This window comes from Flavobacterium algicola (assembly GCF_022399565.1).
GTDB classification, from domain to species: domain Bacteria; phylum Bacteroidota; class Bacteroidia; order Flavobacteriales; family Flavobacteriaceae; genus Flavobacterium; species Flavobacterium algicola.
Window position 1 is genome coordinate 17260 of sequence record NZ_JAJTUT010000006.1, and the last position, 23695, is coordinate 40954.

The window sequence follows — 23695 nt, forward strand, 5'->3', positions numbered from 1 at the left end:
TATCTAATACTAGTTATCAAAAATAGGCTCGTAACTGTACATTGCCCGTGTGAACCATAGAAGTGGTCTCACTCTTTCGACCTAAATAATTCAAATTGATATCGAGAAACTGAGTGATATTTTTTTGTAATAAAAGTTTCCATACAATATTTTGACCCGTCTGCAAACCTTCTAACATTTGAAAACCTACAGACGAAAATTCGTTACCAGTATAATTATTTTCATAAAATGAAACTTCTCCATTCATCGTAAAATTCTTTTTACCGGAGTAAGATACAGAGGTTCCAAATCTATTTTGAACTAATGTTTCCAAATTACCAATTTGATTTTCCTTATTTTGTAGCTCATAAAAAATATCCCAACTGGTATTTTTCGAAAATAAATAACTAATTTTTGGAGCCAGTTGATACCCTGTCACCTCATAATTTTTGAGGGGGTAATTTTCGGAATTTACACTCGTATTAATGCTTCTGGTAAAGAAACTGAACAGCCAACTTTTATGATACAAGTGAGCATATTGTAATTGATGGGAATTGTTTTCTGTTTCCTGAGTTCCATTCGAAAGTAAATTTTTTGACTTATTTCCTAGATAGGTATAGGTTACAGAATGATTTTGTTTGCCTCGATTGTAAAACAAACTATTGCTGAAATTAGAACTTAACCCCAATACATCTTCAGAAGAATTAGCAAAAGGATTTAATTCGAAATTATCTCCGTTATTTCTCGTTTTTCGATTGATCAAGAAATTAGTCTGATTGTAAAAATGCGAGGCCAACTTTAACAAGTTTGATTTGTTTTGCCATTGACTTGGATTGATAATCAAAGATTGAGAAAATTTGGTTTGATGTGTTTTGATAAAAAGTAAGTTTGGCAAATAGACTTGAATATATTTGGCTTGATCAATATATGGGGCAATCTCAAATTCTTGCAATTCTTGAATGCCATCATTGTTGTAATCATTCCACATGTATACACCCAGACCTGCATCTACTTCTACAAAAGTATATTCCTGCTGAGATAAAGAACCCGAATTGGTTTCATATGTACTTGTCGTTTGTATCAATTGATTAAAGAAACGGTCGTTGAACACAACTCGAGAGTTTAGTGTAGATTCTTTTTCAATTGAAGGATCATTGTAGTCCAAAATTCTGTAGTTCGCATAAACAGTTAGATCACTGGTATTGGTTTGTAGTAATTTCGATTTTAAAAAATAAGAGTTCGAATTATTGACTCTTTGTAAAATTGAATTTTGGATACTATCGTTTGATCTTTTCAAAATTCCTAATTCTACGTAAACTTTTGTACTATCACCACGACCTACAAAAACACCAAATTCGTTGAATCTCTGACTCAAGGATGCATAGACATTGGTTGCTTTGTTCCTTGATTGGTTGTCTTCAATGCGATTACTGGCACCTACCCAATTCTTACCAAAATGGTAGCGCACTTGGGCTTGATTTCGTATAAAAGTAGATGTGCTTTCGGTAGCATCACTTTTTAAATAACTACCTTCTGAGCTGAAATTCCAGTTCTTTACCTGAAAAATTCCAGTTAGAGAGTGCCTACTTCCTGAAAATGAGTTAGAGAAATCTAACTTTTCGAATTGATAAGTAAAATTAGCCCTGTTTGTCGAGTTTGGATGTGGTTGTAATTCAAAGTTCAAGCCCGATGTAAGTAAACTTTGATTACCAAATAACGTTGATTCTATATTCCAATCCCTATCAAATTCAATACTGTACAAACGTTCTACAGAGCTAAAATCTTTTTGAATAAACTGGTATTTTGCAAAAGCGTCGATATTCAAACCTTTAGAATACAAACGTTGCTTTGCATTTATTCGTGCGCTTACTCCTTGATTATTATCATCATCAAGAGTCGAAAACAAATTTTTATCGTTGTTACTAACTGCAATTTCAAAATCGACTATTGTCTTCTCAGACGGATTGTATTTCCCTACAAAGTCGGCTATCTGAATTTTTACCGGTGCTACTAATTGAGTTATTGGTTCGTAGTTCCCCTGCAAAATGTTATTGATAGGTGGAACATATTGATAAATTTTACTAATGCTTGAACTGTTGAGTAAGGTATAATTTCCGTTATTATTCCCTACAAGACTAAAAGAAACATTATAAAGTTCGGCATCTGGATTATTCGAATATTCATAATAAGTGATTTCTTGATCTGTTTTTTGAATGTACAACGATTTGCTTTCAGAATAAGTATCTCTATATGCCGATAGCGATGTCATTAAATTTGTATTATCACCTGCTTGCGCTAAGGTTTGGACTTGTTCTGTCGAAAGTGTTTGCTGAACTGGTTGGTTTTTGATATCATTTTCAGAATAAAGGTAAGCTGCCAAACTCCACTTATCTTCGTGATGTGATGCACCTGCATAAGTAACAAAACGCGTGAAGTTGGCGTCACTATATTGATATTCGACTACAATGCGCATCTCAGACGTAATTGTAAATAATGATGTAAATGTAATTTCACCTGCATTGTAATCTATCGTGTAGTCATTATTTTCACCTCTTTGTAATTGACGTCCGTTTACGTAAACACGTTCTGAACCGGAGATAACCAACACATATAATTCACCGTTTTGTCCTATCAATTTGTAAGGTCCTTGATTGCTTTCGGTTCCTGCAAAAGTACTTTTGGCATATTGTCCTTTTACCAATGAAGCCGATGCAAATACATTTGTATTCTTTTCTTCTGTGCCAAAATCAAAATTGGCTGCAAGTCCTTGTACTTTTTTATTAAAATTTAAAAATTGTGTTTTATGATTTTCGAGAAAAATATCTCCTGCCCTTATGTTCCATTGGTCGCTGTACAATTCCATAAAAATATTATCAAACTGATCCAGCTTTTGGGAGTAACCTCCATTTTGAATTGGAATATTGCTGTCTTGTAAAGAGGCACGTAGACTAACTTTTTCAGATATTTTTCCTGTAATTTGTAAATCTAAATTAGAATTTAAAACAGCATTTTGATTCGTACCAATAGTAACGCCTCGAGTTATGCTTCCCGAAGTATTAAGACCGTCAAATGGTTGGCTTTTATTTGTGTTTTGACTACCTATTCTATAAACGGGTTGGTTTGAAATATCTGTTGATACGACACTGCTTTCATCATAAATCTGATATTTTCTAGTCAAAAAATTGGGGTAGTTAAAGTAGTGTATTGAAAGCGAATCCTCTTTCGAATCAAAAAAAACATCTTTTAGAATTAGTGTGCCTTTTACATAATTAACAATATAGCTTGTGCTGTCAATGATTTGATTTTGAGTAGTAGTTAATTTGAATTGCGCAGGATTAATGCTAAATTCTTCAATGTGAATGGTGTCTTTTGTAACAGCGATCTTTTTTATTTTATACAAAGAGTGACTCTCTTGTGCACTGATGCAAGAAAAGGAGAGTACAAGTATATAAAAAAGAAGCTTTTTTAACATAGCGCTTATAACGTCAATATGTCAAAAGTAGTATATTCTTGAGTATTATATAATGTAAAAGGGCTATTTACCTCAAAGAAGTAAAATAGCCCTTATTTATTTTGTGTCGTACTCAATATAAGAGTGCTTCTTAAAATTTATTGTTTTTCACTCGTGATAACTTGCATTGTCTCTGTGCTTACTTGTTTCAAGATTACAATTTTATCTTTTTCTACCATTTCTGCGGCAAGATCATTAAAGTGTCTAATAGTATACAAGGTAACATGCTCATTAAAGTCTACTTTGAATTTTTTTGATAGTACAGCATTTAGATCTTTAAAATTTCCAAATTTATCTTCCACACAAACAGAGAAGCTAATGGCAGAGTTCTGAATTAAATTCACTTTAATTTTAAACTCATGAAACAAAGCAAAAATTTCACTAATATTTTCTTCCATTATAAAGGAGAAGTCAATAGAAGAAAGAGAAATCAACAATTGGTCTCTTTTTACAATAAAACAAGGTAGGTAAGGCTCTAGTGCAACACCTTTTGACACAACAGTTCCCTTTAACAATGGATTGATAAAAGATTTTACATAAAGAGGTATCTCCTTTTTTTGTAATGGCTGTAATGTTTTTGGGTGAATTACAGTAGCTCCGTAAAATGCCAATTCAATTGCTTCTCTATAAGATATTTGATTAAGTAAACTTGCGTTTTCAAAATATCTAGGATCGGCATTCATCACTCCAGGTACATCTTTCCAAATAGTAACACTTTCTGCATTTAAGCAATAGGCAAAAATGGCAGCAGTATAATCAGAACCTTCACGACCTAATGTAGTCGTAAAATTATTCTCATCAGAACCCAAGAAACCTTGAGTTACGTTTAAGATTTTTCTTTTTACATTTTTCGAAATATTCTTCTGTGTCAAATCCCAATCAACTTCGGCATCTCTATAATTTGCATCAGTTTTAATAAAATTACGTACATCAAGCCATTGCGTTTGAATGCCCATAAATGACATATACTGACTTAGTACTGTAGTCGAAATTAATTCTCCAAAGCTTACAACTTGATCATAGACAAAATTGTAGTTGGGTGATTTGTTATGCGACAAGAAAAATTCTAGGTCAGAGAAAAGACTCCCTACCGCATTAAAAACATCGTGTTTTTCGTCTTCAAATAAATCCAAAAGGATTTGGTTGTGGTATTTTTTTACTTCTTGAACAGATGATTGTAGTAAAGGTGATTTTTCAAAGTAGTTTTTAATTACCACTTCCAATGCATTGGTGGTTTTTCCCATAGCCGAAACTACAAGCAATACATCTTCATAACCAACCTTCTGTAAAACATCATAAACATTTTTGATTCCATCTGCATCTTTGACAGAGGCACCTCCAAATTTAAATACTCTCATGCTTTAATTGTAATTTTATATTTTTAATTATTTTTTTTGGTAAAATTTTTAAGTCTAGCTTCATCAAAGCGAACGAGCTGCCATTCTTTTAATATTTCGGCGCCAAACTTTTGATAGAATTCAATGGCGGGCGTATTCCAGTCTAGAACATTCCATTCCAATCTCTTTATATTTTCTTCTTGTGCTAGTGCAACCATTTGCTCTAATAATATGTTTCCAATACCATTTCCTCGTTCAGATTCAGTAACAATCAGATCTTCTAGATGAATACTTTTTCCTTTCCAAGTAGAGTATTTATAATAGTAGAGTGCCATTCCAATGATTTTGCTATCTTTTTCTGCAACAAACAGTTCAAACAAAGGATTGGAACCAAACCCATCTGCTTTCAAGTTTGCAACAGTAATTTCTACTGCATCTGGTTCTTTTTCAAAATCAGCCAATTCTTGAATTAATTCGAGAACTGCTTCCATATCGTTTGAGTTTCCTTTTCTAATGACCATTTGGACTGTTTTTTATATTTTTATAACATTCTGTTAAATTATTATTTGACAAATATACAATACTAACAAATTAGGTTGGTTTTATTATTTTCCTTTTCACAAAAAAACCGATATTTGTGACTTCAAACAAACTACAACGATTTCTTAAATGGAAGAACGCAACAAAACACTCGGAGAATTTATTATTGAGAATCAAAATGCTTTTCAATATTCATCTGGAGAATTATCTCGAATTATCAATTCTATTCGCTTGGCAGCCAAAGTGGTTAGCTATAAAGTGAACAAAGCAGGTTTGGTAGATATTACTGGAGCTGCAGGAGAACAGAATATACAAGGTGAAGACCAGCAAAAATTAGACGTCTACGCCAATGAAGTATTTATTCAAACGTTAATCAATCGTGAGATTGTTTGCGGAATTGCATCTGAGGAAAACGATGATTTTATCACGGTTCGTGGTAGTGATAACAAACACTCAAATAAATACATCGTACTAATGGATCCTCTTGACGGATCTTCAAATATTGACGTAAATGTCTCTGTAGGAACTGTTTTCTCTGTATACAGAAGAATTACTCCAATTGGAACTCCTGTTCAATTAGAAGATTTTATTCAGCCAGGTACTTGTCAAGTAGCTGCAGGTTATGTCATCTACGGTACTTCGACAATGTTAGTGTATACTACAGGTTGTGGTGTGAACGGATTTACATTAAATCCAGCAATTGGTACGTTTTATCTTTCTCATCCAAATATGCAATTTCCTAAAGATGGAAATATTTATTCTATTAATGAAGGAAATTATATTCAATTCCCACAAGGAGTAAAAGACTATCTTAAATACTGCCAGTCTGAAGAGGAAGACCGTCCGTATACGTCACGTTACATCGGAAGTTTGGTTTCTGATATACACAGAAACATGATTAAAGGTGGAATTTATATTTACCCAACAAGCTCAAAAGCCCCACAAGGAAAATTACGTTTATTATATGAGTGTAATCCAATGGCGTTTATCGCAGAGCAAGCAGGAGGAAAAGCTTCAGATGGATTTAAACGTATCATGGAAATCAAACCTAACGAATTACACGAAAGGGTTCCTTTTTTCTGCGGATCTTATAATATGGTCGAAAAAGCAGAAGAATTTATGCAAAATGCAAACAAAGAATAGTTCCATTTATACCTACAAAAAAAGCTCTTGAAATTTTCAAGAGCTTTTTTTTATGCTGTATTACAAAATGTTATTTGTACATATTTTGCATTTCATAAACAAAAGTATCAAAATCTACTTTTTTGTCTACTAGTGATAATGCTTTTGCAATAATATAGTTTACGTTACTTGGAGTAAATCCTAGACCGATTGCAATTTTCTTTAAAATCGTTTCTTGTTTGTCTCCCAAATGGTGATCTACATGTACCATTCTAGCCAAGTCATACAAACGCTCCAATCTTTGTGTGTATAAATACGGAGGGTTTATCGGGTAACCTGCAGGGTTAGCTAAAATTTCTTCGAACTCAGAAGCTGAAATTTCAAGTTTAGTCGCAAGTTTGTCTAAAAAGTTTTTCTCCTCTGGTGCTAATATACCGTCGGCTAAAGCAAGGCGAACAATAGAAGAAAAGTGACCTTTGTTTCTTTGCTTGAATTCGCTATCAAATAAATCTGAAAATGACATAATTATTGTTTTTATATAGCGCAAAGATAAATTAATTTTTATTTCTTTAAATTCAAATCACTATAATTTTATGAGATATCTAAATTCGCAGTAAAATAATAGTTTTTTGCTATAGTAATGAGGGTTAATAATTTGCGAATACAATGCATTTTTGAAAATGTTACCTGTTATTGACGTTATTTTGTAATTGACCATGATGCCTTACTAAGGTAGTCTATTTGTAAAAACTGAAATATATGTAAATTAAAGAACAGAGACTTTCTTACAGTAGTATTTTAAAAATCACTAGTAAGAAAAATTACTATTTTTGTTTTATAAAAAGTTAAAAAATAAAAAGAGAAAACAATAAATTCTTTGATGTTAATCTCTTTTTAAAGTGATAGCAACGATATATTTTGTATTAATTGCTTTAATTATAGGTTGTTATACAGTTAGTGATAAGGTAGTGTATAGTGCTTAATGTGCTAATGATAAGATTTTGTATAGGTGTTTAAATATGAATATGAAAAAAATATACTTAATATTGCTTAATATAAGAAAAAATTAGGCTAAAAATTATGTAAAGTGGAATTGCATAATGCTTAGAAGTTCAGAGAAAATACTTTAATTTGAAATTATATTATTTGTAATACACAGTAATAAAAGTAGAAAATATTTCCTTAACTGATTTTAAGAAGCAAGCAACACGATATTAAACAGAATTTAAATTTTTATAAAAAGAACTAACCAACTAAATCAATTATGAATTCAGAAAATGTACAAACCAAATGGGGGCAGTTTATATCGTTAGTTATAGTGTTCTTCTTTTGGGGATTTGTTGGCTCTGCCAATGATATATTAATTCCAGTATTTAAAAAAGTCTTTACTTTATCTCAAGTGCAATCGCAATTAGTAGCTTGGGCATTTTATGCAGCCTATTTTGTTGGGTCAATGATTTTCTTTTTAATCTCGCTTAAATCAGATGTGCTTCAAAAATTTGGTTATAAAAAAACACTCTCAGCAGGTTTAATACTTTCAGCAATTGGATCCTTTTTATTCATTCCAGCGGCAACTATGGAAAGTTTTCCCTTCTTTTTGACCGCTTTGTTTACAGTTGGATTAGGATTTTCTATTCAGCAAATTGTAGCAAATCCACTTGCTATCAAGATGGGAAGTCCTGTTACAGGAGCGCACCGTTTGACATTAGCAGGAGGAGTAAATTCATTTGGTACAACGATAGGGGCTATTCTACTAGGAATCGCAATATTTGGAATGGGTGACAATAAAAAAACAGCATTATCACTAGAAGATATTAAGATGCCTTTTATCATATTGGGTATAGCTTTTATTGCAGTAGCAATATTTATGTTAGTTTCAAAAATTGAAGATCCTGTAAAGGAGGAAGTGGTAGTGGTTGATAAATCTCTAAAAGGTTTTAGCATCATGGATTACCCACAATTATACTTAGGGATGTTGGCAATATTTATCTACGTTGGTACAGAAGTAACGATTATCAGTAATTTACCAGCTCTACTACACACAGCAGAATTTGGTGGTATTCTAGAGGAATCTATTGCACCCTTTATAGCCTTATATTGGGGTAGTTTAATGATTGGTCGTTGGAATGGTGGTGTCAATGTATTTAACACATCCAACTTGGTAAACACTGCACTTAAATTTATTGTTCCTGCTATAGCATTTGGAGTTATTATAGGTGCGAATATATTTGCAGAGCATGACGTTTCAGCTTTTTATATTTACCCAATTTGGATTCTTATCTTTATACTGGTAAGTTTTGTGGGTGGAAAGAATGCAGGTAAAACATTGATGCTTTTTGGATTATCAGGTTTAGCTATGATGTTTATTGGTTTAATATATCCAGATAAAGAGATTGCAAAATTCTTCTTTATCTCTGGAGGGTTATTCTTGTCGATTATGTGGCCGTCTATTTTTGATTTAGCTATCGCAGGATTAGGAAAAAACACAGGTAAAGCATCATCTTTTTTAATCATGATGATTCTTGGTGGTGGTGTGATCCCACTTGTACAAGGAAGTATTTGTGATATTGATTTGACAAGCCCTGAGGGAATCTTTGGTATTTCATGGACCCACTTTTCATATGTTGTTCCTCTTTTAGGATTTGCCTATTTATCGTTCTACGGTTTTTACTGTCCTAGAATATTAAAAAAACAAGGTGTTTATCATGTTGAATCAGAAGGTGGAGGTCATTAATTTTAAGGTTCGAAAATATATAATATAACTTTTGATATTACAATAGCTTGGCTCATTTTATGATACTACTATTGTAATTTGAATTATAAATCACATTGAAGCCACTCTTTTTTAGAGTGGTTTTTTTATGCTTATACTTTTACCACCAATTACTGTTATAATATGTTTTTCATGATGTATCATAGTAAAGACGGCACAATTTGAAGATGCAATCGGTCTTTTTCAAAAATAATCGTAAGTTTACAATCCCAAACAAATTTAACGCATAAACTTTATGTCAGAGTTTTTAATTTATTTTCAATTAGGATTAAAACATATACTAAATGTCTATTCCTATGACCATCTTTTATTTTTAATAGGCTTGGCTATTCCTTTTAGCTTCAAGGACTGGCAACGTATCTTGTTACTGGTTACTTTATTTACGATTGGTCATTCTATGGCATTATTGCTGGTTATTTTCGGAATAATAGCCATCAAAGTAAGCGTGGTTGAAATGTTGATTCCCATTACAATATTAATAGTGGCGCTGTTTAATCTTTTTACAGCAGGAAAAACAAATAAGAAAGAAAGTATTAATCTTGTATTCTTTGTGACCTTGTTTTTTGGGATCATTCACGGTCTAGGTTTTTCAAGTTATTTCAAAGCAATCTTACCTGGTGGAACCGTTTCCAAATTGTTGCCTTTGGCCGAATTCTCATTGGGTATAGAAGCCGCACAATTAGTAATTATTGTAGTTACATTAATTATATCCTATATTGTGCAAACCGTCTTTCGATTCTCAAAAAGAGATTGGACCTTGGTGATGTCCTCTTTTATAATTGGAGTAGTAATCCCCTTAATAGTTGCCAATAAAATTTGGCTTAGATAATATGGAAAAATCAAAATTAAATCGATACGATAGAGCTTACTTGCGAATCGCAACCGAGTGGGGACTTTTATCCTATTGCAATCGCAAAAAAGTTGGTGCTATAATTGTAAAGGACCGAATGATAATATCAGACGGATACAATGGTACGCCTACAGGTTTTGAAAATTGTTGTGAAGATGAAGATGGAATTACGCGCTGGGATGTTTTGCACGCAGAAGCAAATGCAATATTGAAAGTCGCACGCTCTACACAATCTTGTGAAGGAGCTACTTTATATATTACACTATCACCTTGTAAGGAGTGCAGTAAGTTAATTTATCAATCCGGAATTAAACGTGTTGTTTACCATAAAGGATATCGTGATGAATCTGGAATTGAATTCTTAAAAAAAGCTGGAGTAACCGTAGAAAATATTACCGATCTAGAAGACTAAATGAAGATTCAATCAAAATACCTTCCTATATTTATTGGTTTTAGCTTAGCTATTGGCATTGTAGTAGGCGGAAGTTTGTCTGGGTTAACCAACAATCGTGACGAGATAAAAAATGATTCAAAAGAAAAACTTAGTAAATTAATTGATTTCATCGAGAATGATTATGTTGATGAAGTAGATACTGACTCTATTGTAGAACTTACAGTTAATAAAATCATGAGTCAATTGGATCCTCACTCGGTTTATGTTTCTCCTAGAGAGCAACAGCGAGTTGTAGAAAATATGCGAGGTGATTTTGTAGGGATAGGAATTAGTTTTTATATGTTCAAAGATACTTTGGCTGTAATACGACCAATTGAAAACGGTCCTTCGGCAAAGGCAGGAATTAAAGCGGGAGACAGAATTTTGTTTGCCAATAATACCAAGCTTTTTGGTCGAAATTTGCCATCAGATAGTTTGTATTCTCAACTCAAAGGAGAAAAAGGTTCTGATGTCGCATTGACTATTTATCGAAAATCTGAAGATAAAAAAATAAACATTGATTTAAAAAGAGATGTTATTCCGTTGAAGAGTGTAGATGCTTCTCTATTGTTAAATTCCATTACCGGGTACATTAAAATCAATCGGTTCTCGGAAACTACTTATGCCGAATTTAGAACGGCACTTTTAAGAATGAAGAAATCCGGAATGAATACTCTGATCCTAGATTTACGAGATAATGGAGGCGGGTATATGGAAGAAGCTATTGCAATCGCTGATGACTTTTTAAAGGAGAAGCAATTAATAGTTTTTACGAAAGATAAAAAAGGGAATACTACAAATACATACGCTACCAAGAATGGTATATTCGAAAATGGTAAAGTGGTCCTATTGATTAATGAGAACAGCGCATCGGCTAGTGAAATACTAGCTGGTGCTATTCAAGACAATGACCGTGGAACAATCATAGGCCGCCGTTCTTTTGGTAAAGGCCTCGTACAACGCGAAATGGATTTTGATGATGGTTCTGCTGTTCGATTGACTGTAGCTCGTTACTATACACCAACCGGACGTTCGATTCAAAAATCATATGCAAAAGGTAAAGAATCTTATTTTAAAGAATCTGAAAGTCGTTTCCTCAACGGGGAGCTTTATGCCAAAGACAGTATAAAAATAGCGGATAGTCTTAAATTTAAAACACCGAAAGGACGTATCCTCTATGGTGGTGGCGGAATTGTTCCAGATGTCTTTGTTCCAGTCGAAATAGAGAATGCCAATGTGAACTTTTTGATGCAGTCGGGTATAGTCGGAAACTTTGTTTTTGAACAATTAGATAATGATCGTTCTCTTTTTAAGGGGATGTCTTTTTCTGAATTTTCGAATAAAATGAAAGAGACTAACCAGTATTTTAATGAATTTCAAGCGTTTGTGTTTAAGAATAGACTATCTATTTCTTTGTCAAAGGACAGAGATTTCGTTAAACGGTATTTAAATGCAGAATTCGCTAGACAGTTATACGGTGAAGATCAGTATTATCATTTGATTTTAAGTGATGACAAGATGATTCAGAAGGTTTTGAACAAACAATAAATAGATTACTTTTTTCGAATGCTGTCGTGAGAATGTGTTTGTTCCCCTTCATTCCACAAGGTCAAAATATCAGTTGCTACAGAGGCACCGCTTCCAGCTGCAATTGCAAGTTGACTTCTCCAACCCGCCAGCGTTCCTATTACGTAGATACCTTCGTTTACTTTGTGATCAATATTCTTTAACTGTATGCGGTTTTTTATGGGTAATGCTTTTTGATGACCTTCAACATAGTCCATCAAGCCCTCAATGTCAAAAGTATTAGCAGAACCAATTCCGACAACTACAATAGCTGTATTATAGGTAGCTTTGTTTGTAATAACTAAAAAGTCCGGGTAGGCACCTTCGATTTTAATCACTTTTTCATTTGTAATTTGAGAAATATGAGGATAGCTTTCACTTAAATGCGCTGTGGAAGTTATGAGCAATTCAGAGCCTAGAGTTCCTGCATGAATACCGTAAGCATTATAAAATATAGCATCTTGTAAGGCAGATGCCTTCTGATGTGCAATTAGGGCAATTTTTTTATTTTGAGCGAAAATTTTAGTGTGAGCAGACCCTAGAACAAGGGCGCATGATAATCCAGAAACACCGCCACCAATTATAAAAGCGTCAAGTTTCATTATTGCTTGTCATTCAATTTGTCTTCAATTTTCTTAGATGTTTTAAAAATAAGAAGAATTAAGACTGCACACAGTGAAGCGGCAATACCTATGAAGGCTACAGCGCTTTCTCCCTGAAATAAGTTTGAAAAATCTAACATGGTAATGTTAAAAATTATAAGGGCAACAGCTAAAAATACTAATATGTTAATAAAGATTTTCATGAGGTGTAGTTTGTTTTTTTATAAAAAGCGTATCAAGAATTGCAAACGGTAGTTGTATAATCTCTAGAACCATTCGCAGTAATATGAACAATGGTTTAAGAGTTTCTTAATAGGCTTATTTCATAGAATAATTTGTATCTGGTATGTAAGTAAAACAGATGATTATAAAAGCTTATCCGTCTATACCTGTGGTAATAGTGGGTAAATTTATAAAAAAATTATTTAAACAAACAGCCCTTTAACATTAGCAGCGAATAATTTAACAGCAATTGCCAAAAGAACGATTCCAAATGTTTTACGTATAACACCTAGGCCATCTTGACCTAATAATTTTTCTATTTTTGAAGAAGATTTCAAAACGAAGTAAACTACTGTGATATTCAGTATAATAGCAATAACAATATTAACGGTATGGTATTGAGAACGCAATGACAAGAGTGTAGTCATTGTTCCTGCTCCAGCGACAAGAGGGAAAGCAATAGGTACAATTGATGCAGAACTAGCTTCCTCGTCACGGTAAATTCTAATTCCCAATATCATCTCAAGTGCTATACAAAATAATACAAAGGACCCTGCAACGGCAAAAGAGCTAACATCTATTCCAACTATTTTTAAGAACTCTTCTCCTGTAAACAAGAAGATTAACATAATGATAGCAGCGACAATAGAGGCTTTACCAGATTCGATGATGCCATGTTTTCTTTTTAAATCGACAATAATGGGGATAGATCCCACAATGTCAATTACTGCAAAAAGTACCATTCCAACTGTAGCTATTTCTCTAAGGTCTAAAAACATATTTTTTTAACAAAGATATTATTTTTTGTTGAAATACTGTAATAGTCGATTTGTGTTTTTGCATGATTTGTTTTCGAGAATAGTCTCGCTTAATTTCTTCGTAATTCCTTTTGTTTGACTACCTTTGCATTTTATAATTTTAGTCACTATACCCCATGTTTCAACTAGGAAAAACCATCGTTTCAGAAGATATTTTAGGAAAAGAATTTGTTTGTAATTTGTCTGCTTGTAAAGGCGCTTGTTGCGTAGATGGAGATGCTGGGGCACCTTTGAGTGAAGAGGAAACTAAAATTCTACAAGAAATTTATCCTAAAGTAAAGCCGTTTTTACGCAAAGAGGGAATTGCTGCTATTGAAGCACAAGGAACTTGGAGAAATGGTACAGATGGAGATCTTGAAACACCATTAATAGATGAAAAAGATTGCGCCTATGTGATTTTTGATGGTAAAACGGCCTTATGTGGTATCGAACAAGCCTATAATCAAGGTGTGGTCGATTGGAAAAAACCTGTTTCATGTCATCTATATCCAATTCGAATTAAAGATTTTTCAGAATTTGCAGCCGTAAATTATGATAAATGGGATATTTGCGACGATGCCTGTTCTTTAGGTAAAGAATTGGAAGTCCCTGTTTATAAATTTGTCAAAGAAGCTCTTGTAAGAAGGTTTGGAGAAGATTGGTATGCAGAGCTTGATTTGGTTGCGCAAGAATGGAAAAAACAAGGTTCAAAAAAATAACTTGGTTTGTCTTGCTGATAATTAAGATTTGTTTCTGATTGTAATAATAGGTAGATGAAATAAAGTGCTAGTTTAGCATTTTGTCTCAATCGCCCTTTAAGAAATTTATAAAACATTCGCTTTTATAAATTAGTTTTTAAGGTATGTAATCACTAATCAATAAATTACTTGATTTTACTTCTCCACGATTATTTCGTGTCATTCCTGTTTTCTGTTTTGTATTTCTATTTGCTGAGTCTACTTATTGGTTAAAGATGAAATGATTTAAAAAAATACGATGTACGCGATAAATTTGCGATGCTTGTGTTAATAACTTTTTTGATTTTTATTAGTAAAAAAATAGGCCTTAAAAACAGTAATGAAACCCTTTGTTTATAGTGGTTTTGGGAATTTTATTAGCTCTTGTCTTGGGTTTTATTTAGATTTTAAATCATTGAAAACCAATTATTTACAAATTTAACAAATAATTTATTCGTTTTTATTTTGTTAAGAACTAAGTTTGATTTTTAGTGGTTTTGACTTTTTAAATACGCAATATTTTGCCATCTTTGTATCTTCAAAAATTCAAACTCTTCAAGAATAATATTCATTAAAAATAAACAAGTATATATGTCTCAAGTTGAACCAATTTTACAAGAGAATAAGAATCGTTTCGTAATATTTCCTATCAAACATCATGATATTTGGGAATTTTATAAATCTATGGAAGCTAGTTTTTGGACGGCAGAAGAGATCGATTTATCACAAGATTTAAACGATTGGAATAATAAGCTAAATGATGATGAAAGGTATTTTATCAAACACATTTTAGCATTTTTTGCTGCTTCTGACGGAATTGTAAATGAAAACTTAGCAGAAAACTTTGTAAATGAAGTGCAGTATGCAGAGGCTAAATTTTTCTACGGATTCCAAATCATGATGGAGAACATTCATAGTGAGACTTATTCATTATTAATTGATACTTATGTAAAAGATGAAGCAGAGAAAGATGATTTGTTTAATGCATTAGAAGTTTTTCCAGCGATCAAGAAAAAAGCAGACTGGGCTTTAAAATGGATTGACTCTGATTCATTTGCAGAACGTTTAATTGCTTTTGCAGCAGTAGAAGGGATTTTCTTCTCAGGAGCTTTTTGTTCTATTTACTGGTTAAAGAAACGTGGTTTAATGCCAGGTTTGACTTTCTCAAACGAATTGATTTCTCGTGACGAGGGTGTTCACTGTGATTTTGCAGTGCATTTACACAACCACCATTTGATCAACCCAGTTTCAAAAGAGAGAATAAGAACAATTATCGTTGATGCTTTAAACATCGAAAGAGAGTTCATTACAGAATCATTACCAGTAAGTTTAATAGGTATGAACGCTACTTTAATGACACAGTACTTAGAGTTTGTAGCAGATAGACTTTTGGTTGAACTAGGTTGCGAAAGAGAATACAACACAACGAATCCGTTTGATTTTATGGACATGATCTCGTTGCAAGGTAAAACGAACTTTTTCGAGAAAAAAGTTGCTGAATACCAAAAATCAGGTGTAATGAACACAGATGGTGATGCTCAAAAAATTAGTTTCGACGCTGATTTTTAAAATTTACCGCTAAGTCGCTAGGGCGCAAGGAGAATAACCATTAAGAAATTAAGAGTCATTAAGCCTAATTATTCTTAATTTCTTAATGGTGAATTTTTTACTTGTGAAATTGTGCAGGTTTCCTAGCCCCGATAGTAGTGGAAATCCTTTTATTTTTTCTTTTAAAAATAAAAGATTGAAACGGATAGCGGGATTAGCTCCAAAAAAATAATAATAATGCCCGGGATTAGTTTCCCAAAAACAACAAATTAACGAATACCCGAAAAACAGGAAAGGGATTTTCTGTTTTGAAAACAAAAAGCTTATGTACGTAATTAAAAGAGATGGTAGGAAAGAACCTGTAATGTTTGACAAAATCACAGATAGAATTAAAAAGCTATGCTATGGTTTGAATGATTTGGTAGATGCTGTGAAAGTAGCAATGCGCGTTATCGAAGGACTTTACGATGGAGTTTCGACCTCAGAATTGGACAATCTAGCAGCAGAAACGGCCGCGTCAATGACTATTGCGCATCCCGATTATGCACAACTAGCAGCTCGTATTGCTATTTCGAATCTACATTCGAATACCAATAAATCGTTCTCAGAAACGATGGATGAGATGTATCACTATGTAAATCCAAGAAATGGACAAAAAGCGCCATTATTGTCTGATGAAGTACATGCTGTAATTCAAGAAAACGCTGAGTTTTTGAACTCACACATTATATATAACAGAGATTTCAACTACGATTACTTTGGTTTTAAAACACTAGAGCGTTCGTATTTGTTGAAAATCAATGGAAAAATCGTAGAGCGTCCGCAACATATGTTGATGCGTGTATCGGTTGGAATTCACTTAGGGGATATGGATTCGGTTTTAGAGACTTACGACTTAATGTCTAAGAAATTCTTCACACATGCTACGCCTACGTTGTTTAACTCAGGAACGCCAAAACCTCAAATGTCTTCTTGTTTCCTTTTGGCGATGCAAGACGATAGTATTGATGGAATTTATGACACGTTGAAACAAACGGCAAAAATCTCTCAATCGGCAGGTGGAGTAGGACTTTCTATTCACAATGTACGTGCTACAGGTTCCTACATACGTGGAACAAACGGAACGTCAAATGGAATCGTACCTATGTTACGTGTCTTCAATGATACAGCTCGTTACGTAGATCAAGGTGGTGGAAAACGTAAAGGTAGTTTTGCGATATACATCGAAACTTGGCATGCAGACATCTTTGATTTCTTAGACTTGAAAAAGAATACAGGGAAAGAAGAAATGCGTGCTAGAGATTTATTCTTCGCCATGTGGACATCTGATTTGTTCATGAAGCGTGTACAAGAAAACGGAATTTGGACGTTAATGTGTCCTAACGAATGCCCTGGATTGTATGACGTGTACGGTGAAGAATTTGAAAAAATGTACACGGATTATGAAAAAGCGGGTAAAGGTAGAAAAACTATCAAAGCTCACGAATTATGGGAGAAAATTCTAGAATCTCAAATCGAGACCGGAACTCCTTATATGTTGTACAAAGATGCAGCGAACCGTAAATCAAACCAAAAGAATTTAGGAACAATTCGTTCTTCAAACTTGTGTACAGAAATTATGGAATATACATCTGCCGATGAGGTAGCAGTATGTAACTTGGCTTCACTATCGTTACCAATGTTTGTTGAAAACGGGAAGTTTGATCACGAGACATTTTTTAATGTAACCAAACGTGTAACAAGAAACTTAAATAAAGTAATTGATAGAAATTACTATCCAGTAAAAGAAGCAGAAAACTCCAATATGCGTCACCGTCCAATAGGATTAGGGGTGCAAGGATTGGCGGATGCTTTCATTATGTTGCGTTTACCGTTTACATCTGATGAGGCTAAGAAACTGAATCAAGAGATCTTTGAAACCATGTACTTTGCAGCAGTAACTGCTTCGATGGAAATGGCTAAAGAAGAAGGTCCTTATTCTACGTTCAAGGGTTCGCCAATGTCTGAGGGTGAATTCCAACATAATTTATGGGGAATAAAAGATGAAGAATTGTCTGGTCGTTGGGATTGGGCATCTTTAAGAAAAGAAGTAAAAGAACATGGAGTGCGTAACTCATTATTAGTAGCGCCAATGCCAACTGCTTCAACTTCTCAAATTTTGGGTAACAACGAAGCATTCGAGCCATATACCTCCAATGTGTACACGCGTCGAGTATTGTCTGGAGAGTTTATTGTAGTAAACAAACATTTGTTGCATGACTTGGTAGACCGCGGATTGTGGAATGAAACTTTGAAACAAGAATTGATGCGTAACAACGGATCGGTTCAAGATTTGGATATTCCACGAGACTTGAAAGAGTTGTACAAAACAGTTTGGGAAATGTCTATGAAAGATATTATCGATATGTCACGTCAACGTGGGTATTTTGTAGATCAATCACAGTCATTGAACTTGTTTATGCAAAACGCTAATTATTCAAAATTGACGTCAATGCATTTTTATGCTTGGCAGTCAGGATTGAAAACTGGAATGTATTATTTGAGAACAAAAGCTGCGGTAGATGCGATCAAATTTACATTAAACAACGATAAAAAAGAGCAACCAATTGCCGAAGAAATTCAAACAGAAGCAATCAATATTGATGAATACAAAAAAATGATTTTACAAGCGCAATCAGACGGACCAGAAGATTGTGAAATGTGTGGGTCTTAATTTTTTAGGAATTAGAATAAATAGAAACAGCTATCCAAATTTGGGTAGCTGTTTTTTTTTGGAACTAATCCTGATTTTGAAGCCTCCGGAAGTTATATCGATTCGTTATCCAGAGAAAAAGATAAAGGGACTTTCAACGTAAAGAAAGTTTACGGAATGTCTTTGAAAAATTTTAATGGAACGAAATAATCAGAGAAAAAAAAAGGGATTCACAAATAAGTAAATATCATTAATTTAGGGAGAATGCAGTTCTTAAATTGCATTGTAGTTTCGAATAAAAAGAAGTTTGTAAGCTTATATTTTTAAGATGCAATTCTCTCAAAAGCGATGTAGTTAACGAGTTCACCTTTTTTGTTGAATTTGGGATACGCTTCGATCTCACATAGGTAGGTGCTTCCGTCTTTTTTATAATTAACGATTACTTCTTTAAAAGGAAGGTTGTTTTGAATCGCTGTTTTTATATTTTCTCTGCTCACTGATGAAGTCAGCTCACCTTGAAATATTTTGGGTGTTTTCCCTATTATTTCGTGCGTATAATAACCGTTCATTTTATAGATACCAGGACTGGCAAAAACAATTTCTTGATTTGAATTGGTGATTAAAATCTGTGTTTTTGCATTAGAATTGATGGCACTAAAATTAACTTTAGATTTCCAATGTTTTTGAATAGCCACAAATTTGTTGATTTCCGCTGTGTGACTAGCAAAAAAATCCCAAGAAAGTAATGGTAGAGGAACAATGCGTAAACTGTTGCTATATTTGACTAAAGCTTTGTCATATTCAGGTGTCATGGTCAAATAGTTTAGAATTAATATAATATTTTTTTGGTTACAATCATAGGATAGTAGAAGTCGTGTTGTACTATTTACTTCATTCGAAAATAAGTGTCTATTATTGAACTGCTAATTTAAGTATTAATTAGAAACAAAGTTAACTCTACTTTTAAAATTATAAGCGGACTTTATAGGAAGGTAAATTTACCCTTGTAAAAACATATTAAAAATCCCAGTGATCGGGATAAAAGCAATAACTTATGATTGTTTTTTTTATGTACTTCATCTATTAAATTAAAAAACCATTTGCAATTAGCTTTAAAAATTTAGATAATCACTGACCCCGCTTTTATCAATTCAAAGCATTCTTATAAAATATTTTACACAACTATATATTGTAAAGTTTCTTTTAAAACAGCAAAGGAAGTATATTTACGTAAATTAGAAAAGTTACATTTCAGGCTTGACTTGCCATACTAAACTCACTTTATCTTTAAAATAGATTTTAATGAACATCAAAACATTAATACTGATTATAATTAATAGTTTAATCGCATTGGTTATTGCATTATTAGCTTTTTCATCATACCAACAGTTTTCAAACGTTTTGAACGATCGTGTTTTACTGCAACTAAATTCTATTAAAACACTCAAGCAGAACCAGATTGAACATTTATTAAAATCAGAATGGGAGCGATTTGAATCTTCGGATATTTACACGCAGGACTTTGATAGTTCAGTTTTAAAACTTCCGGATAGCTTAAAAAATAGTACTGGAATTCACGATTTTACTTCCTATCATATTGGTAAGAAAACAACAATAGGCTTTGTTTCTAATTCTAAAAAAGGTACAAAGATTAAAGTGTTAGATTATAACAAGGTAAAAAAAATACTTCTAGAACGCACAGGGATGGGTGACAGCGGAGAATCATATCTCGTAGGTGAAGATTTCCGAATGCGTTCACAATCTCGCTTTTACCCCAATAAAATCCCTTCTACTTTATCTGTAAAGACAAAAGGAGTAGCCAATGCCTTAAAAGGAATTAATAGTAGAGGAATATTTAAGGATTATAGAGGCGTCGATGTTTACAGTGTGTATAGTCTAATAAAGGTTGGAAAACTTAAAATGGTTATTTTGTCTGAAATAGATGTGGATGAGGTTACCATTCCCTTAAAACAATTGAGGGAAAGATTGGCAGGTATAACTCTTGGAGTTTTTTTACTGGGAGTGATGCTTTCGCTAATTCTGACGCGAATTATCACCAATCCAATTAAAAACATGCAAAAAAGTCTCCGAATTATGGCTGAAGGAGATTATAACCAAACTAATGAATTTATAAAAAATTCTAATGAAATCAAGGAGATGTTTGATGCGCTAGCCAATTTAAAAGCTTCACTGCAAGGTGCCGTAAAATTTTCTGACGACATTGGTAAAATGAATTTACATACTGACTTTAAACCTAAAAGTGCTAATGATTTGCTGGGGAAAAGTCTTTTGGCAATGAGAGATAAGCTCATAGAGTTTAGGAATAATGAAGAAAATACCAGATTACTATCAAAACGTATGTTGGTAAATGGTATGGAAAATGAAAGGCGTCGACTCTCTAGAGAACTTCATGACGGAGTGGGACCTTATTTGACATCGCTAAAGCACTACATCGAAAATAGGGTTGAAAATGAATTGCAGAAGACAGAGATGAAAAAAATAGTGGATGATACCATATCTGAAATCAGATTAATGTCAAATTCCCTCATGCCTGCTACAATAGATGATTTTGGGATAGGGGTTACATTAACGAATTTTATCGAAAGCTTAAAAAAATCGACAACTGTAATTATAGAATATGAGGATTTAACTCAGTCAGAGAATTCAAATATTACAAACAATCAAGCGATTAACCTTTTTAGAATAAGTCAAGAGTTGATTAATAATTCATTAAAGCATGCAAATGCAAAAAACATCCGAATCACCCTCTCGGAATTTGATGAATTTATATCTCTCTTTTATTTTGACGATGGTATCGGGTTTGATTTAGATACGGTTAAATTAGGTTTAGGAATTACTAACATCAAAGAACGTGTTGCCATTTGCAATGGTGAAATCACTATCAATGCATCGCCTGGAAGCACAACCTTTGAAATTGAATTACCCATAGAATTATGAACGAAATCAAATTAATTATAGCTGATGATCATGAGCTTTTTCGAAATGGACTAGCGGAGCTACTAAGAAAGCATGACGACATAAAGATAGTAAAAAGTGTTGCTGACGGTTCTGATTTTATGGAACTTATAAATGATCAATTTGAAGCTGAAATTGTTTTGCTAGATATTACAATGCCAAACATGGATGGTTTTGAGGTTCTAAAACAGTTGCAAAATTTGTCAACTACGATTAAGCCGATTGTTATTTCGATGCACAGTGACGGTAATTACATCGCAAAATGTGCTAAAATGGGTGCCTATGGGTACCTACTAAAAAATACCGACGAAGCAGAATTAATTCTAGCAGTGCGCACGGTTAACAAAGGGAAAAAGTATTTTAGTGCTGATATTTCCGAAAAAATGATCAACTTTATGTCTACACAAAGCATCAGTGAAAATGTTTTGTCTAATAAAGAAATGGAAGTTTTAGGTTTGATTTCTAAAGGGTTAACGACAAAAGAAATTGCGGCTAAACTATTTGTGAGTTCCCGCACAATAGAGACGCACCGCGCCAATATTCTAAAAAAGCTAGAAGTTAAAAATACTGCTGAACTCATCAAGAAAGCAGTAAAAATGAATATAATATAGGGGTGTAATTGCTGCTGTCCGTATTTATACGGATGCAAATAGGGTAGATTCTGATACTCCCATAAACCTATTACTCAATGTAACTTTGTAAGGAACATTAAAAGTAATAGTCATGAAAACGATAGCATTAATATTAGGATTTGTATTAGTTTCTTTTAGTGCCCTAGCGCAAGAAAAAAGTAACGTTAAACAAAGTGATTTAAAAGGACCAGCTTATAAAAATTATAGACATGGGGCGCACGAAACTACACCAACAAAAATATATTCAGAAAACAATAAAACTACACTTCAAGGGCCAGCATATAAAAATGCAAATCCTGCGAAAAACACTTTGAATCAAGATCTTGTTGAGGTGAAAACAACGGGTAGTGAAAGACAAAAACTAACTGGACCAGCGTACAAAAACTACGGGCCATGGAGTAATAAAGGATAATATCTTTCTAAATTAACAATACTAAAAAAAGGCTGTTCATACATGTGAACAGCCTTTCTCTTTCTCTATTTTTACTTAATGAGAAGAAGTCTTTAATATATGTCGACAACAGTTTCTAAAATTAAACTTGACAATATTTAAACAATGTCATCTTTATTAAAAGGGATGAAGTTTTACATTCCCATAAAAGGATCAACGCCATTATTAATCTCTTCGATAGATTGTCCTATTTTAATACCCTCAATTTTTAAATCGATCAATCCTTTGTGACTAGTGGCTATTTTCACTTGATTAGAAAAGGTCTTCCAATCTCCCCAATTAGTTTCAATACCACCTACAGGAATAATGCCTACCCACATGCGCCAAGCTTGTGGTATGTAATTTTTATCCACCAGCCAAACATAAGAGTCGCCAGGTGTGCTTCCGCCAGATGCGTACGTTACCATTAATGCCTCTTTATTGTCTACTGTAACGATACTGCGCGTAGTCCCTGCATCTCGTAATTTGAAGGGGGCAATCAACCAGAAGGAATCGTTGTTGAAATAATCATTTGCTTTTTTAATTGCGTCTTCTTTATCAGAACCTATTAATTTTTGATCATCTTCAAATGCTAATCCTTTCAAGGTTGTAGTATTATAAAGTACTTTATTATTACTCCATTGCACTTGCACTAAATTTCTCTTTTTATCCCAAAGATAATGATGACTACCTACAAAACTGAATCCAACTGCGGCAGTACTGTTCCAAGCCTTCTGGTTAATGGCAGTTTGTATTTTATCTGTAAACGCCTCTGCCTGAATTCCTGTTTGTCCTTTAGGAAGTGGTTCGCTTATAAAATATAAATAGCCTGCCGTGCAGATGATAAGGAAGAGGACAATAATCCCCACCGTTTTAAAGAATTTTTTCATTAGGATAATAATTTAGTATATAATCTGTTCAAATTTACTAAAATAAGACCACAATTTA

The 23695-nt window shown here is 33.3% G+C and carries 20 protein-coding genes; 11 read left to right on the forward strand and 9 right to left on the reverse strand.

Going from position 1 to position 23695, the window contains the following annotated elements; genetic code table 11:
• Positions 1 to 16: 16 nt before the first annotated feature.
• From LXH21_RS16455 to LXH21_RS16465, 3 genes are all read right to left on the reverse strand, one after another.
• Positions 17 to 3451: a hypothetical protein gene (locus LXH21_RS16455; RefSeq protein WP_239868481.1), complete on the reverse strand. Its 3435-nt coding sequence runs from the start codon at positions 3449 to 3451 to the stop codon at positions 17 to 19.
• A gap of 137 nt (positions 3452 to 3588) precedes the next feature.
• Entirely contained in the window at positions 3589 to 4848 is a 1260-nt protein-coding gene (locus LXH21_RS16460; RefSeq protein ID WP_239868485.1) for an aspartate kinase, read from the reverse strand.
• A gap of 23 nt (positions 4849 to 4871) precedes the next feature.
• Positions 4872 to 5348, reverse strand: a complete 477-nt coding sequence (locus LXH21_RS16465; protein WP_239868488.1) for a GNAT family N-acetyltransferase — start codon at positions 5346 to 5348, stop codon at positions 4872 to 4874.
• A gap of 148 nt (positions 5349 to 5496) precedes the next feature.
• Here LXH21_RS16465 and fbp point away from each other — a divergent pair, with 148 nt between their 5' ends.
• Positions 5497 to 6510, forward strand: coding sequence for a class 1 fructose-bisphosphatase (gene fbp / locus LXH21_RS16470; RefSeq protein WP_239868491.1), 1014 nt, complete (start codon positions 5497 to 5499; stop codon positions 6508 to 6510).
• 70 nt (positions 6511 to 6580) lie between these two features.
• On the opposite strand, the gene LXH21_RS16475 is transcribed toward fbp, so the two are convergent.
• Positions 6581 to 7012: a TerB family tellurite resistance protein gene (locus LXH21_RS16475; protein ID WP_239868494.1), complete on the reverse strand. Its 432-nt coding sequence runs from the start codon at positions 7010 to 7012 to the stop codon at positions 6581 to 6583.
• 741 nt (positions 7013 to 7753) lie between these two features.
• Between LXH21_RS16475 and LXH21_RS16480 the strand changes: the two genes are divergently transcribed.
• The 4 genes from LXH21_RS16480 to LXH21_RS16495 all read left to right on the forward strand — a co-directional run bounded on the left by LXH21_RS16480 (position 7754) and on the right by LXH21_RS16495 (position 12093).
• Positions 7754 to 9223 carry an MFS transporter gene (locus LXH21_RS16480; protein WP_239868496.1) on the forward strand — a complete coding sequence of 490 codons (1470 nt, stop codon included), beginning with the start codon at positions 7754 to 7756 and terminating at the stop codon, positions 9221 to 9223.
• 274 nt (positions 9224 to 9497) lie between these two features.
• On the forward strand, positions 9498 to 10091 hold the full coding sequence (locus tag LXH21_RS16485; protein WP_239868498.1) for a HupE/UreJ family protein: 594 nt from the start codon (positions 9498 to 9500) through the stop codon (positions 10089 to 10091).
• 1 nt (position 10092) lies between these two features.
• Positions 10093 to 10524, forward strand: a complete 432-nt coding sequence (locus LXH21_RS16490; RefSeq protein WP_239868501.1) for a deoxycytidylate deaminase — start codon at positions 10093 to 10095, stop codon at positions 10522 to 10524.
• Entirely contained in the window at positions 10525 to 12093 is a 1569-nt protein-coding gene (locus LXH21_RS16495) for a S41 family peptidase (protein ID WP_239868503.1), read from the forward strand.
• A gap of 5 nt (positions 12094 to 12098) precedes the next feature.
• Here the strand turns inward: LXH21_RS16495 and LXH21_RS16500 are convergent, their stop codons facing one another.
• The 3 genes from LXH21_RS16500 to LXH21_RS16510 form a co-directional block, all read right to left on the reverse strand.
• A complete protein-coding gene (locus LXH21_RS16500) occupies positions 12099 to 12713 on the reverse strand; it encodes an FAD-dependent oxidoreductase (RefSeq protein ID WP_239868506.1) in 615 nt (204 codons plus the stop codon).
• Entirely contained in the window at positions 12713 to 12916 is a 204-nt protein-coding gene (locus tag LXH21_RS16505) for a hypothetical protein (RefSeq protein WP_239868509.1), read from the reverse strand. Before LXH21_RS16505 ends, LXH21_RS16500 begins: the two co-directional genes overlap by 1 nt.
• A 222-nt stretch (positions 12917 to 13138) precedes the next feature.
• Positions 13139 to 13714 carry a MarC family protein gene (locus LXH21_RS16510; RefSeq protein WP_239868512.1) on the reverse strand — a complete coding sequence of 192 codons (576 nt, stop codon included), beginning with the start codon at positions 13712 to 13714 and terminating at the stop codon, positions 13139 to 13141.
• Between the two features lie 155 nt (positions 13715 to 13869).
• Between LXH21_RS16510 and LXH21_RS16515 the strand changes: the two genes are divergently transcribed.
• The 3 genes from LXH21_RS16515 to LXH21_RS16525 all read left to right on the forward strand — a co-directional run bounded on the left by LXH21_RS16515 (position 13870) and on the right by LXH21_RS16525 (position 18730).
• On the forward strand, positions 13870 to 14451 hold the full coding sequence (locus LXH21_RS16515; protein ID WP_239868514.1) for a DUF3109 family protein: 582 nt from the start codon (positions 13870 to 13872) through the stop codon (positions 14449 to 14451).
• A 609-nt stretch (positions 14452 to 15060) separates the two neighbouring features.
• Positions 15061 to 16038: a ribonucleotide-diphosphate reductase subunit beta gene (locus LXH21_RS16520; protein ID WP_239868517.1), complete on the forward strand. Its 978-nt coding sequence runs from the start codon at positions 15061 to 15063 to the stop codon at positions 16036 to 16038.
• 304 nt (positions 16039 to 16342) lie between these two features.
• The gene (locus LXH21_RS16525; RefSeq protein ID WP_239868520.1) at positions 16343 to 18730 is read left to right on the forward strand and encodes a ribonucleoside-diphosphate reductase subunit alpha; all 2388 of its coding nucleotides are present in this window, start codon (positions 16343 to 16345) and stop codon (positions 18728 to 18730) included.
• A gap of 302 nt (positions 18731 to 19032) precedes the next feature.
• On the opposite strand, the gene LXH21_RS16530 is transcribed toward LXH21_RS16525, so the two are convergent.
• On the reverse strand, positions 19033 to 19521 hold the full coding sequence (locus LXH21_RS16530) for a PAS domain-containing protein (RefSeq protein ID WP_239868523.1): 489 nt from the start codon (positions 19519 to 19521) through the stop codon (positions 19033 to 19035).
• Between the two features lie 490 nt (positions 19522 to 20011).
• Between LXH21_RS16530 and LXH21_RS16535 the strand changes: the two genes are divergently transcribed.
• The 3 genes from LXH21_RS16535 to LXH21_RS16545 all read left to right on the forward strand — a co-directional run bounded on the left by LXH21_RS16535 (position 20012) and on the right by LXH21_RS16545 (position 22729).
• A complete protein-coding gene (locus LXH21_RS16535; RefSeq protein ID WP_239868527.1) occupies positions 20012 to 21667 on the forward strand; it encodes a sensor histidine kinase in 1656 nt (551 codons plus the stop codon).
• On the forward strand, positions 21664 to 22296 hold the full coding sequence (locus tag LXH21_RS16540; protein ID WP_239868530.1) for a response regulator: 633 nt from the start codon (positions 21664 to 21666) through the stop codon (positions 22294 to 22296). Before LXH21_RS16535 ends, LXH21_RS16540 begins: the two co-directional genes overlap by 4 nt.
• A 112-nt stretch (positions 22297 to 22408) precedes the next feature.
• On the forward strand, positions 22409 to 22729 hold the full coding sequence (locus tag LXH21_RS16545; protein ID WP_239868533.1) for a hypothetical protein: 321 nt from the start codon (positions 22409 to 22411) through the stop codon (positions 22727 to 22729).
• Positions 22730 to 22902: 173 nt separating this feature from the next.
• Here LXH21_RS16545 and LXH21_RS16550 read toward each other — a convergent pair whose 3' ends face one another.
• Positions 22903 to 23637 (reverse strand): hypothetical protein, encoded by a 735-nt coding sequence (locus LXH21_RS16550; RefSeq protein ID WP_239868536.1) that lies wholly within the window; start codon positions 23635 to 23637, stop codon positions 22903 to 22905.
• Positions 23638 to 23695 lie beyond the last annotated feature (58 nt).